14 protein-coding genes are annotated in these 13721 nt (G+C 38.7%); 5 read left to right on the forward strand and 9 right to left on the reverse strand.

The features are described 5' to 3' along the window. Positions 1-36: 36 nt before the first annotated feature. From recQ to lepA, 3 genes are all read right to left on the reverse strand, one after another. Positions 37-1788 (reverse strand): DNA helicase RecQ, encoded by a 1752-nt coding sequence (recQ, locus tag AUF14_RS06905; protein WP_049221507.1) that lies wholly within the window; start codon positions 1786-1788, stop codon positions 37-39. 323 nt (positions 1789-2111) lie between these two features. Then, positions 2112-2729, reverse strand: coding sequence for a YitT family protein (locus tag AUF14_RS06910; protein ID WP_048719040.1), 618 nt, complete (start codon positions 2727-2729; stop codon positions 2112-2114). Between the two features lie 350 nt (positions 2730-3079). Beyond that, positions 3080-4918: a translation elongation factor 4 gene (gene lepA / locus AUF14_RS06915; RefSeq protein ID WP_016180023.1), complete on the reverse strand. Its 1839-nt coding sequence runs from the start codon at positions 4916-4918 to the stop codon at positions 3080-3082. Between the two features lie 215 nt (positions 4919-5133). Between lepA and AUF14_RS06920 the strand changes: the two genes are divergently transcribed. The 3 genes from AUF14_RS06920 to AUF14_RS06930 are packed head-to-tail and all read left to right on the forward strand — an operon-like array spanning position 5134 to position 7499. Next, positions 5134-6351: a GNAT family N-acetyltransferase gene (locus tag AUF14_RS06920; RefSeq protein WP_049220413.1), complete on the forward strand. Its 1218-nt coding sequence runs from the start codon at positions 5134-5136 to the stop codon at positions 6349-6351. Continuing rightward, on the forward strand, positions 6338-6847 hold the full coding sequence (locus AUF14_RS06925; protein ID WP_016180021.1) for a nucleoside 2-deoxyribosyltransferase: 510 nt from the start codon (positions 6338-6340) through the stop codon (positions 6845-6847). Before AUF14_RS06920 ends, AUF14_RS06925 begins: the two co-directional genes overlap by 14 nt. Then, positions 6837-7499: a hypothetical protein gene (locus AUF14_RS06930; RefSeq protein ID WP_016180020.1), complete on the forward strand. Its 663-nt coding sequence runs from the start codon at positions 6837-6839 to the stop codon at positions 7497-7499. The genes AUF14_RS06925 and AUF14_RS06930 overlap by 11 nt, the downstream gene beginning before the upstream one ends. Before the next feature lie 41 nt (positions 7500-7540). On the opposite strand, the gene AUF14_RS06935 is transcribed toward AUF14_RS06930, so the two are convergent. Then, positions 7541-8032, reverse strand: a complete 492-nt coding sequence (locus AUF14_RS06935) for a pyridoxamine 5'-phosphate oxidase family protein (protein WP_049218250.1) — start codon at positions 8030-8032, stop codon at positions 7541-7543. 214 nt (positions 8033-8246) lie between these two features. On the opposite strand from AUF14_RS06935, the gene AUF14_RS06940 reads away from it, so the two are divergent. Next, positions 8247-8978: an HAD family hydrolase gene (locus tag AUF14_RS06940; RefSeq protein WP_082158213.1), complete on the forward strand. Its 732-nt coding sequence runs from the start codon at positions 8247-8249 to the stop codon at positions 8976-8978. 52 nt (positions 8979-9030) lie between these two features. Here the strand turns inward: AUF14_RS06940 and AUF14_RS06945 are convergent, their stop codons facing one another. The 5 genes from AUF14_RS06945 to AUF14_RS06965 form a co-directional block, all read right to left on the reverse strand. Beyond that, positions 9031-9747: a C39 family peptidase gene (locus AUF14_RS06945; RefSeq protein WP_082158214.1), complete on the reverse strand. Its 717-nt coding sequence runs from the start codon at positions 9745-9747 to the stop codon at positions 9031-9033. A 165-nt stretch (positions 9748-9912) separates the two neighbouring features. Further along, the gene (locus AUF14_RS06950) at positions 9913-10599 is read right to left on the reverse strand and encodes a beta/alpha barrel domain-containing protein (RefSeq protein ID WP_048718888.1); all 687 of its coding nucleotides are present in this window, start codon (positions 10597-10599) and stop codon (positions 9913-9915) included. A gap of 38 nt (positions 10600-10637) precedes the next feature. After that, the gene (locus AUF14_RS06955) at positions 10638-11252 is read right to left on the reverse strand and encodes a glycoside hydrolase family 73 protein (protein WP_102865965.1); all 615 of its coding nucleotides are present in this window, start codon (positions 11250-11252) and stop codon (positions 10638-10640) included. A gap of 9 nt (positions 11253-11261) precedes the next feature. Continuing rightward, entirely contained in the window at positions 11262-12044 is a 783-nt protein-coding gene (locus AUF14_RS06960; RefSeq protein ID WP_049218247.1) for a M15 family metallopeptidase, read from the reverse strand. A 16-nt stretch (positions 12045-12060) separates the two neighbouring features. Then, on the reverse strand, positions 12061-12594 hold the full coding sequence (locus AUF14_RS06965) for a hypothetical protein (RefSeq protein ID WP_049218249.1): 534 nt from the start codon (positions 12592-12594) through the stop codon (positions 12061-12063). Positions 12595-12758: 164 nt separating this feature from the next. On the opposite strand from AUF14_RS06965, the gene AUF14_RS06970 reads away from it, so the two are divergent. Further along, positions 12759-13718, forward strand: coding sequence for a Gfo/Idh/MocA family protein (locus AUF14_RS06970; protein ID WP_102865966.1), 960 nt, complete (start codon positions 12759-12761; stop codon positions 13716-13718). Positions 13719-13721: the final 3 nt, after the last annotated feature.

Here is a 13721-nt window from a genome sequence, read left to right on the forward strand (position 1 = left end):
CGCTCTCAACTAAGTGAGAACGTGTTTTTTTAACGATTAATTTTCCTTTTTCAAAAGCGCTAAAAATTGCTCGCCATAATTATCCAGCTTACTTTTGCCGACCCCTTTGATTTGCAAAAATTCTAGAGAAGTTTGTGGCTGCTTTTCTGCTAGCTCCATCAATGTTTTATCAGAGAAAATCACATATGGCGGTAGATTTTTTTCTTGAGCCAGTTGAGAACGCAAGCTTCGCATCTCTTCAAAAAGTGCATCATCTGCAACTAATTGTTTCACTGGTGCCTGCTTACGATAAACCTCCTGTTTGCCTAAGAGAACCGAAATTCCTTGCTCGGAAACGGTGAGTAGAGGGTATTGTCCTTCGGAAGGCACTAAATAGTGCTCAGCCGTCAAGTAGTCGATCAAGCCAGACACTTCTTTTTGCGAATACTCCTTCATCAAGCCATAGGTTGGCAGCTGTTCAAAGCGCCATTGTTTAATTTTTTGATCGTTCGATCCAGTTAAAACTTTCGCAACTAGGGCCTTCCCAAATTTTTCTCCCATCCGCTTTACACAAGATAACACTTTTTGCGTATCGGTAGTGATATCAACTAATTCTCTATCATCCAAACAGTTGCTGCATTTTCCGCAATCCGGCTGATCCTCACCAAAGTAGTTTAAAATATAGCGCTGCAAGCACATTTGAGTATGCCCATATTGATTCATTTCTCGCAATTTCGTGTATTCATTTTGTTGATACGAGCTTTCTGATTGAGATTGTTCAATAAAAAATTTCTGAACCTGAAGATCCTGCGGCGCGTATAATAAGACAGCCTCACTTGGCAGTCCATCACGACCAGCACGACCGGCTTCTTGATAATAAGATTCTAGATTCCCCGGAATTTGGGCGTGAATCACAAAACGAACATTACTTTTATTGATCCCCATACCAAAAGCATTAGTGGCAATCATCACTTGAATGCGGTCAAATAAAAAATCCTCTTGATTCTGCATACGCTCGGCGTCATTCAAACCACCATGATATTTACCGACAGAAAATTGCTGGTGCTTCAATAAATGATACAAACGTTCCACCTCTTTGCGGGTAGAAGCATAGATAATACCTGATTGTCCCTGATTTAACTTTAAATACTCCGTCAGATACAGATCCTTTTGATCCTTGACCACTTGAAACGCCAGATTTTCTCGCGCAAAGCCCGTTTTGATCTCGTTTTCTTTTGAAATATGTAATAGATTTGAAATATCATCTGCGACTTGTGGAGTTGCGGTCGCGGTCAACGCGATAACTGTCGGCTGCTGATCGAAATTCGCAATGGTTTCCGCTAATTTTAAATAGCTTGGGCGAAAATCATGTCCCCACTGAGAAATACAATGAGCTTCATCGACTGCTAAAAGTTCAATCGGTACGTAACGCAACAATTCGCGAAAATCCGCTGATTCTAAGCGCTCTGGTGCCACATACAGCAATTTGATCTCGCCGCGGGCTGCTTTTCGCACGCGTTCGTTCATCTCAAGATTGGACAAAGTACTATTAATAAACGCAGCAGGAATACCCACTTCATTCAAACTATCAACCTGATCTTTCATTAAGGAAATCAAAGGAGAGATGACCAAAGTTAAACCTTCCAGAACAAGTGCTGGTAATTGGTAACAAATCGACTTTCCGCCACCGGTCGGCATGATCCCTAAAACATTCTGCTTCTGCAATACCTTTTGAATGATCTCCTCTTGCCCATTCCGAAATTGCGTATAACCAAATTTTTCTGATAATAGAGCTTTAATTCGTTCCATAAATGTGCCCTTTCTTGATTGTATTTGTCCTAAAATCCAAAAATCATATTTATTTGATAAAAAAATCGAAGCTGTGATTCTTTCTTATTTAGAATACATTAGCAAAATAGAAATACAGCTAGAATGAGACATCATTTAACCAGTATACTCAAATGACTATTACGTAGCAAGCTGTGATTACAAAGAGTTTATTCTCGTCATCTGTTTCAGAATAAATCAACTAACATGATAATAAATTACAGCAACGCATCGAATCGACTCATAAAATAATAACTAATTTTGTCTAAAAAAAACTGCCAATATCCTATTGACAGCTTGGTACTCTACTTATTGATATTTATATTACCTGCTTCTCGTATCAACCATTTATTATCAATAGCTGTGTATAATTTCATAGAGAAGGTCATAATTAGAATCGATAATACTGCAAAAAGTCCATCTACCGGTCTCAAAATATAGAAATTCAAAAAAATAATGACTAGATTAGTTAACAATAATCCTCGATGAGTAGGTATTCTAAAATAGCGTTCGAGTATAATGGGAGGGATAGTAATTCCTCCATTTGACGAGTTGGATTTATAAAGAAAAAATACTCCCAAGCTAAACAATGTGCTACCTATAATTAAGGAAGCCATATGAGAAAATAATACTTGGTTCGCTGGAATAACCTTTAAAAAAATAGGAAAAAGCAGGCTGCCTAAAAATATTTTAGAAAAAACTTGTCTGTCCAACATTATATAGGTCATTACAAGCATGAACAGATTAATGAACCAAACTGTATAAATGCTACTGACAGACCATCTCAGTTCAAGTAAATGACCAATTGCTCCAACCCCTGCGGAAGCGATATTATGCGGTAATAAAAAGAAATTCAAGGCTAAAGAGATAATTGCTAATCCGAAAGAAATTTTGAATAGATATACGACTTTATTAATGACCATCACCTTCTTTTTAATAGTGCCCCAATCGTATCATTGCAATTATTAAAAAGATGGTCATTTTTTTCAGTAAGCTATGAAATTTTTATTGCGAGTATTAGTAAACTCAAGCTTTTGAAGAAATAGATAATTATTCGATTAATCTGGTAAGACATTTTTACTTGGTATATCCTGTGATGATTTTCTTATTTTTATGTAATTAATTAAATATAGCTAAATTTTCAAGTTGGAGCTTCTTCTTTTTCAATTAAGAATCAGACTCATCTACTTGCCCGTTCCAACTATATGAACATATAAAAAGGCGAAGGATCACTGATCCAACGCCTCATAACTTTAATCGTAGTTCAAAAAAGCTATTTTTTCTTAGGTTCATCCTCATCCATTTTCAGAACGGCCATGAATGCCTCCTGAGGGACTTCAACGGAGCCAATCTGTTTCATCCGTTTCTTCCCTTCTTTTTGTTTCTCTAACAATTTCCGTTTTCGAGAAACATCCCCGCCGTAACATTTAGCCAATACATTTTTACGTAAAGCTTTGATATCTGTACGGGCAACGATTTTGGTACCAATAGTTGCTTGGATCGGTACTTCAAACTGCTGACGTGGGATTAAGGTCTTCAATTTATCAACGATTGCACGGCCACGTTCTTGTGCGAACTCGCGGTGAACGATAAAGCTTAAGGCATCGACTTTTTCAGCATTCAATAGAATGTCCATTTTGACTAAACGGCTTTCGCGATAATCAGCCATTTCGTAATCCAATGAGGCATACCCTTTTGTACTTGATTTTAATTTATCAAAGAAGTCAAAGACAATTTCCGACAATGGAATATTGTAAACAACATTCACGCGATAATCATCTAGATAATCCATAGTAATAAACTCGCCACGTTTGCGTTGAGAAAGCTCCATAACAGCACCGACATAATCATTTGGTACCATAATATTAGCTTTCACGAAAGGTTCTTCTACGTTTTGAATTTTTGATGGATCAGGAAAATCTGAAGGATTATCCACGATCAACTGCGTGCCGTCAGTCAAGTTTACATGGTAAATAACCGATGGTGCCGTAGTGATCAATTCAAGATTAAATTCACGCTCCAGACGTTCTTGAACTACATCCATGTGTAGCAGACCTAGGAAGCCGCAACGGAAACCAAAGCCTAAAGCTTGTGAGGTTTCTGGTTCGAATTGTAACGCCGCATCATTTAATTGCAATTTTTCTAACGCTTCTCGCAAATCATTATAACGAGAGGTATCAATCGGATAGAGACCACAGAACACCATCGGATTCATTTTACGATAGCCAGCCAAGGCTTCTGCTGCTGGATTATTCGCAAGTGTCACGGTATCCCCAACGCGCGTATCTTGGACAGACTTAATGCTGGCAGTAATGTAGCCGACGTCTCCTACCATCAAATAATCTCGTTGAACAGCTTTCGGTGAAAAAACTCCAACTTCTGTTACATCGAAGGTTTTGCCGTTACTCATCAATTGAATCTTATCTCCGGGACGGACAATGCCATCCGTAATACGAACGTTTAAGACAACGCCACGATAGCTGTCATAAACGGAATCAAAAATCAACGCTTTTAATGGCGCATCTAAATCACCACTTGGTGCAGGAACATTCGTTACGATTTGCTCTAAAATCTCGCTAATCCCGATGCCTGTTTTGGCACTAGCAAGAACCGCATCTTCCGCATCAATTCCAATCACATCTTCGATTTCCTTACGAACTCGCTCTGGATCAGCGGCTGGTAAATCGATTTTGTTAATGACTGGCAAGATTTCCAAATCGTTGTCTAACGCTAAATAAACATTCGCTAGTGTCTGGGCTTCAATTCCCTGAGCCGCATCAACAACTAAAACTGCACCTTCACAGGCGGCTAAGCTCCTGGATACTTCATAGGTAAAATCGACGTGTCCTGGCGTGTCAATCAAATGGAAAATATAATTTTGACCATCATTAGCAGTATAATGCAACTCGACCGCATTCAATTTGATTGTAATTCCACGTTCACGTTCAAGATCCATTGAGTCTAGCAATTGCTCCTGCATTTCACGGGAACTTACAGTATTCGTTTGTTCTAAGATTCGGTCAGCCAATGTCGACTTCCCATGATCAATATGCGCAATGATCGAAAAATTTCGAATCATCTGCTGGCGTTTCTTCATTTCTTCTATATTCATCAATGTTCCTCATTTCTTTTAATCAGCACTGTCAATTATACCAACGATCGGAATAGAAAAAAAGTCTTTTCCCCTATTTCTAAAAGTCAGTAAGAGAAATATCATGCTTGTTTTGCTATACTTAGAATATAGATTAATTTGAGGCTGAATTCTACTAGCTTTTTAATCAGTTTAGTGGAATAACTCATATGATACTATTTTTAGGAGATGAACGTATGGATAGTGACTTTAAGGAACAGCTCGTCTTAAAGCCTGTAGGTGAGGAACACTTAGCGCAATATGATGAGCTGCTTAGTTATGTCTTTCAAGTGACAGAAAGTGATATTGAAAATAGCGGATACGAGAATAAAAGAGAAATGGTGCGGGCGAAAAAGCCGGTCTTAGAACAATCGAAAGTTTTTGGCTGGTTCCATGGTGATAATTTGATTTCCCAGATAGCCATTTATCCTTGTGAAGTAAATATTCACGGGAAGCTTTTCCAAATGGGCGGCGTTACTGGTGTTGGAACCTATCCCGAATATGCCAATCATGGCTTGATGAAGGATTTAATCAAAAAGGCTTTAGTCCAAATGCGTGAGGATCAACAATGGATTTCCTACTTGTATCCTTACAACATCCCATATTATCGCCGTAAGGGTTGGGAAATTATGTCTGACAAGCTTAGCTTTAAAATCAAAGACACCCAGCTGCCAAAACAAGTTGACCTGCCAGGAATCGTCGAGCGTAAGGAAGTCGATGATCCTGATGTTTATCAAGTCTATCATGAATTTGCCTTAAATAATCACGGGGCGATGATTCGAAAGGAATTGAATTGGGAAGAGTATTGGCGATTTGAAAATGAAGAGGAACGTATCGCCGCAATTTACTATAACGCTGATAAAAAACCGACTGGTGTGTTGTTTTATTGGATTTCTGACGAGGTTTTCCATATTAAGGAAATGTTCTACTTAAATCAAGAAGCACGCAATGGCTTATGGAATTTTATTAGCGCGCATTTTTCGATGGTTTATTGGGTCAAGGGCGATATTTTTAAAAATGAACCCCTCTCCTTCTTATTGGATGACAGCGAAATCACCGAGACAATTGCTCCTTTCTTTATGGCGCGGATCGTTGATGTAAAAGAGTTTTTATTGGAATACCCATTTGAAAAATCAGTCGAACCCTTCTATTTTGAGGTGGAGGACCCCGTTGCTGAATGGAACAATGGCATTTTCTCCCTTAGCTGGAATGACGCAGGTGAGTTAACTATTTCCGATCAGCCTCAGGGAAGACGAATCGCGCTGAATATTCAAACCTTGACCTGCATGCTGATGAATTATCGGCGTGCTGCGTATCTCGCGCGAATTGAGCGGCTTGAGGCCGACAAAAAAGCAATTGAATTATTAGAAACAACAATCCCAGATATGGAGGCTTATTTTAGTGACTACTTCTAAACACATTTATTTTGCTGCATCGCTATTTGCACAAAGCGACTTACTTTATAACAAGTATTTAGTTGAAAAAATTCGAGAAATTGATTCAACGCTCACCGTTTATTTACCTCAGGAAAATGAAGGAATTAATGATAAATCAGCGTATGCTGACAGTAAGATGATCGCGCTTGCCGATACTGAAGAGGTTTTAAAAAGTGATTTGATGGTGGCGTTGTTAGATGGATTGACCATTGATGCAGGTGTTGCTTCTGAAATCGGCGTTGCTTACGCGAAAGGCATTCCTGTTATTGGATTGTATACAGATTCTCGTCAACAAGGCGCGGATAATCGAAAGAAGTTAGAGGCGTTGCAAACACCTGCAGAAAATCAATTTCATTACTTAAATCTTTATACCGTTGGATTAATCAAACTAAACGGCACAATCGTTAGCACTGAAAAAGTGTTGTTAGAGCAAATCCAATCTTTTATAGAAGGTAGTGAGTTCCATGAATTATAAAAAATACCGTTTGGCTCTTTTGATTTTTGGAGCAATCTGTTTGCTCTACAATATTTACGAATTTGTGATTGGTAAATACTCTACTAAACAAGGAGTGATTTTCGTAATCGAGTGTTTAGCTGGGATTGCTTTGATTTTCTTGCCAGAAATCATTACGAAATTATTCAAAATCGTTTTACCTGAAAAAATTATTTATTTTTATTGGTTCTTCTTAGTGATTTCTGTCTTTTTAGGAACTTCTCTGCACATGATCTCGATCATTTCCTTCTGGGATAAGATCCTGCATACCGTGAGTCCAATGGTCTTGACGGCGCTTGGCTATGGCTTGATCGGATATTTCATGAAGGATGCTGATATCAGCAAAACATCACCTTGGCTATTCTTGTTATTTGGTTTCGCCTTTGCAGGTCTTTGCGGCGTTTTCTGGGAGTTCTGGGAATTTCTTTGCGATACCGTTGCGGATATGAATCTTCAACGATATGCAACTTCTGCCGGGAAACTATTAGTCGGACGTGAGGCACTGATGGACACGATGGGAGATCTCTTGACCAATACGATTGGTGCGGTCTTAATGGGAATTTACGCACATGTTCAAAGTCGCGGAGATGCCGCTCACTTTGAAGAATATCGTTTGAAAAAGATCCGTAAGTAAAAAAAGATTGCAAACCGTTTTTAATGCGGTTTGCAATCTTTTTATTTATCGTCAGGATGGATATTTTCTTTCATCGTATAAGAGTCCAAGGTAATTTTAATGATTCCTGTACGCTTCAGCATACCTTCTGGAATTTCATCAAACTCAGCCCCTTTTGCCGCATGATCCATCAATAAATGCAAGGCTTTCCTTCTTTCCTCTAAATCATCTAAAAGCTCAGCCTCTCCAAAGCCAATCAAGCTTTGATACGCATAGGAATAGGATGCGGCGTTTCTTGTTCCTTCAACTAATTTGTGGTTGCCATCCATTTCTACTGCTACTTTAGGATCGTTTTTGATCATGGAGACTTTCTTACCTTCATTCGCACCGTGAACATAAAGCGTTAATTTCTCCTCGTTCCATTCATACCCAAAGTTCACTGGAACAACATAAGGATAATCCTCACCGTTCAAGGCAATTCTTACAACCTGTGATTTTTCGACTAAGTTTTTGATTGATTCTAAATCTGTAACTTGTCTTTTTTTTCTTCGCATCATTTTTTCTCCACCTATCCAAATTCTTTACTCTAATCATAATAGATTAGAATTCAAAAAGAAATCTTTTTTTAGTTCCAAATACTGAAAATTGATAGACAGCGGTTTGTCTTTTTTAGTAGTAAAAACCTTTTCTAATCAACGATTTTACTCTTTTTTTGTGTGATTTTTTGTACTAAAATAGCAACTGTAATAATTTGAAAATTTGCTGAAAATGAAAGGCGTGTCGATTTTGATTGAAACTGTCGTATTTGATATCGATGATACTATTTACGATCAACAAGAACCATTCCGCAAAGCAGTCCAGAAATTATTTCCACTAGTAAGCGAGGAAGATATGCTCCCTCTTTACACTCGCTTCCGTGTTCATAGTGACGCAAACTTTAATAAGGTCATTACTCAAGAATGGACCTTAGAATATATGCGTTCTCACCGAATCAGTCAATCACTGAAGGATTTGGATTATCCCCATATTACGGATGAGGAAGCGTTGACTTTCCAAGAGGTCTACGAAGCTGAGCTTGATGCTATCACCATGCATCAGGAAGTTGAAAAGACCCTTGATTTTCTGAAATCTAAAAAAGTCCCAGTTAGCATCATCACGAATGGACCAACAGACCATCAATATAAGAAAATCCTGCAGCTAGGGCTATTAAATTGGGTCAGTGAGGACAATATCATCATTTCGCAAGCTACAGGTTATGAAAAACCGGATGTAGAAATTTTTGAGTTAGGAAAAAATCAATTTTCCTTAAACCCTGAAAACTCATTATATGTCGGCGATAATTTTAACAATGATGTAATTGGCTCAAAGCGTGCCGGCTGGCAATCTCTCTGGCTGAATCATCGTAATCGCCAATTACCAAAAGGAACGTCTCAAATTCAAGACATCGAGCTCACCTCATTTGATCAATTATTACCAACGTTCCAGCATATTTTTGCTTAGAATAACTTTTTAAACAGATTGAAAAAGACATGGAGAGAAATTTCCATGTCTTCTATTTTTCCACCAAAAATAATGATTCCGTACCCATCTGCTGGTAAATCTCTTCAAAATCACTACGATCTACTACTCGATTTTTATAGCCATAGGGATCATTAACATAGACATTCTCCTCGTCAACACCTGTGATGACGACTGCATGACATAAGGGCGATACCTCTATTTCACCACTGGTCGTTTGCCACGTTCGAAAATCATCCTCCGTTGGTACTTGAAAATCAACCGTCGTAATTACCCAAACAGGTGTGCCAACTTGAACCACGTTGATAAGCTCATCAAATGAGGTGTCATTATTAGCCACAACCCTTTGGTTATCTTGCACAACTTCATTAGCCACTTCAGCGATCGGTTCTACAGCGACACCCATTGCCTCGTAGCCTTCATAGATATTTCCCACAAAACCGTCATGGGGATTTCCATGAATCTCATTTTCTGCATCTTCATAAAGTGGAACGAAATCAAGCAGGTCGACTAGTTCATTTTTATCCGTCTCATATCCGTAATAGTTTAGTAGCATGGATAATGCTGTAATCTCGCAGCCGTTTTCCATCATAATCTCCCCACCATATTGATCCTCTAAAGGCACATCAAGCAATTGATTAGTCGATAGATCGGTATCTGCCATCAAAATTTCTGCTGTTGATGAATCGGTGGTTTGACTATTTGCAGGTGAACTCTCCGTATTACTCAAATAAATGAATGCACCGCCCAAAATAAGCACAAAGATTCCTAGATTATTAATTACTCGTTTGATAATACTCACCCCTTATTCTTAGGTTCATAAAAGTATCGCAAATAGAGCTTAACTGAACCTAAAACGTAAGAAGAAGCGCAAGAAAAAACCACCGAAAATCAATTCCGATTCTCGGCGGTTTTTCTATTGATGACCTTCGTCATATTCCATTTTTCGATACTTTTCCATTTTCTTACTAAACAGAACGCCATTAGAAGGCGGCGTATAAGTGATCGCGTTCGCTCCTGCATCAATCGTGGCTTCAATAGTCTCTTCATCCGGACCGCCAGTTGCGATGATTGGAAGCTCAGGATACATTTTACGAAAATGCTTCACCGCATCCACTGTATCTTTTCCAGCACTGATATTGATAATATCAACTCCAGCTGCTAGTTTTTCTTCAATCTTAGAGTATTTTGAAGTGACCGTTGCAATTAATGGAACATCCACCACGTCTTCGATTGCTTGAATGGTCTCTACTGGTGTAGGCCCGTTTACCACAACGCCTATACTGCCTTGCGATTCCGCAAACATTCCCATATATGCTGAGCGAGAACCATGAGTCAAGCCTCCTGCTACTCCAGAAAAAACCGGAATATCAGCTGCTTCTATAATACTCTTGGTAATTGCAGGGTGCGGTGTAAAGGGATAAACAGCAATCACTGCATCCGCATCCGTGTTTCTGATAATCGCGATATCTGTTGTAAAAATTATAGATCGAATTTTTTTTCCAAAAATGACGATTCCAGAAGCTTTTTGGATCACTTCCGGTACTCGTACGATATCTTTTCGTAGCTCAGTCATAATTTCAGGTGCATTGTTTTCTGCCATAGCATCCATCTCCCTAACAGGTTTCTAAACCAATTCTACTATGAATGGTCGTATTGATCCAAGTTATATGATTCGATCACGCTAATGATCTTATTTGCATAATCCGGATCAGTCGCGTAACCTGCGGTTTGAAGAGCTTGGGCTGCTTGTTTATAGTCGGTGGCAGTCAAAACGCCTGCATAAAGCTGTGGGTCCCAATTTGTTCCGTTCACAAAGAGCATCGTATGATCATCTAGAGATTCTTCCCAAGAATTATATACTTTGAAATCTCCTTGAATCGTGATCCATTGCTCGTTTACATATTCCTTAGTTTCCAAACTTACTTTGGGCTGATCACCAGAAGCTTTAATGCCGAAAAGATTTTTATATTGACTCGCTAATTGAGATTGCCCCCAATTAGACTCTAAAATTGCTTGTCCTAAAATAATACTAGGCAAAACGCCATATCCTTGTTGCAATTGTTTGGCGTGAGGTGCTAATTGATCAATGAACTGCTGGCGAGTAAGCGTTTCTTCCTGCGGTTCATTTTCAATACCAGAATTGGATAATGTATGTAAAGAAAAAACGAAAGCCAACCCAATGACTAAAATCCCGGCAAAAATTAACGGGATCGACACGTTGGACTTTCGTTTTCTATAAGTTTTTTTAGGCATGGTGCCTCCTTACTTGGCTGACAACTGTTTCAAAAATTCTTCTAGTGTCAGATCGTGTTTAGAAATGTACTCGGCATTTTCCTTACCTACATAGCGAATATGCCAAGGTTCATAAGTAATGCCAGTAATATCTTGACGATCCTTCAAATAACGGATGATAAAGCCATATTTTGGTGCATTCTCAGCAATCCACTTAGCGCCAGGATGATCGCCGTAAGAAGCGTCTAACACTTGTGACGAATAAGAATTGTACCAATCTTGGTCAACGACGTCGATAGCCAGACCAGTATGATGTTCGCTATAGCCTGGTTCAGTAATCGTTTCTTTCGTCTTGGCAATCGCGTCTTCTTCGGACATTCCATTGCCGCTGATTAAGCCATTAACATTTGTATCAAAGACTTCCTTTTGGGAATCAACCGAACGAAACGCTGAGATGACAACTAAAGGAAAGCCCGCCTCTGTTGCAGCCTCAGAAAATTCCTCATAATCTTTAGCAATTCTGCTGTCAACTTGATGACTATTATCTGATAATGTAGTCAACTGACTTTCAGCTACTTCTTTTTCAATTTTATTTTTGGGACCAACTAATACAAGGTTCCAATCATTTGCATTAGAATCCGGCAATGCTTTTTGCACAGCATTTTTCTTCTTCGTCGTTTTCTTTTTCTCGAATGAGTAGGTCGTAGCTGTTTCTTTTTTAGCATCCGATTCTGCAGGCGTGCTGTAAAAAAGCGAATAAGCGGTCATCCCGAACATGATGATGACTGAAAGTAGTCCTACTGTTTTTTTCAAATTAAAAATCCTCTCGTTAATCGTCTAACGACGTGTATGTCTCCGTTAAATTCTCATTTACCCAGTCAAGTAATGCAGTCTTTTTATGTGCACTTGCGATTTGGTTTTGAATATGAGCTGGTAAACGAAAACTCAGTATATCACTATATCCCCAACTATCATAATCAATCGTTACGCGCAAATCGATAAAATCGTGGTTTTCTTCTTCATTTTTATTTTTAAAAGGAATCATCTCCACCTGAGCTAATCCACTGGCGATCCATTTTTGAGCAACGATCGTCTTCATTTCACGATATTCAGCTACTGCAGTTGGACGTTTTTCGGGGAACAAAAAAGTTTGGCGAATCACTTTTTGACTTAACATCCATTCATAATCGCTGAACAAGTTTTTGATTTTTTGGTTTGCTTCTGGTGTTAAGTTATTTTGGCCAGCTTTCCACTGTTGCCATTGAACCTCATTCACCCCTAAATAGTTTTGGTAAAAGTCTTGCTCGGTATGAAATTGTTCAAAAATTGCACTCATTACTAAATCTAAATAAATTTGATTCACGAAAAATCCCTCCTTCTCTATTTTACTGATTTTTTAGAAAAAAAACAGCTCTTTGGCAAATCGATTGAAATATTTTAACATTTACTGCTATACTTTGGAAAATGACGCAACAAGTTTTATCTATTTATTATTGAAAATTTAAATCTAGCTTTAGGAGGATTACTATGACCAATCTACAATGGGGCATTGTCGGACTCGGCGGCATCGCCCACAGCTTTGCAGAAAGTTTTGACCAAAAAACAAGTACACTTACCGCTTGTGCCTCACGTACTTTAGAAAAAGCAGAAAAATTTGCTGAACAATACGATTTGCCAAAAGCGTATGGCAGCTACGAAGAATTATTAGCTGATAAGGATATTTCTATTATATATATTGCCGTGCCAAATCGCCAGCATCATCAACATATAATGCAAGCTTTGGAAGCAGGTAAGCACGTATTGTGTGAAAAAGCCATCACGATGAATCTGTCTGAGCTGCAATCAGCAATTGAATTAGCGGAAAGAAAAGAACTGGTTTTAGCTGAAGCTATGACGATCTTTAATATGCCTCTATATAAGGAACTTCATGCACTTATGGATAGTGGTCGGATGGGTAAATTAAAAATGATCCAAGCGCCTTTTGGTAGTTACAAAGAACCTGATCCAACTAATCGTTTCTTTAATCCTGATCTAGCCGGGGGTGCCTTACTAGACATCGGAACCTATGCAGTTTCCTTTGCCCGTTGGTTTATGACTGAACAGCCTGCTGTGATCGCCTCAACCATGGTGCCTTTTTCCACTGGTGTCGATGAGCAATCAGTAACAATTCTACAAAATGACAAGAACGAGCTGGCTACAGTTAGCTTGACTTTCCAGGCGAAAATGCCGAAAAAAGGGATCGTTGCATTTGAGAATGGCTATTTAACGATTGATGAATATCCTAGGGCTGATCAAGCGGAAATTTTCTTTAACGATGGAACTAGAGAACTAATCGAATCCGGATTTTCTAGTAATGCAATGAATTACGAGATTGAACATATGGTGCAAATGATCCAAGGTGAAATGCCGAATAAATCACTCTTTTTCACAAAAGACGTCATCGACATTCTAGATCAAATGCAGCAAAAATGGCGACAAAACCAATAGTCT

Origin of the sequence: Enterococcus avium, assembly GCF_002891025.1 — a bacterium.
In the GTDB taxonomy this organism is placed as follows: Bacteria; Bacillota; Bacilli; order Lactobacillales; family Enterococcaceae; genus Enterococcus_A; species Enterococcus_A avium.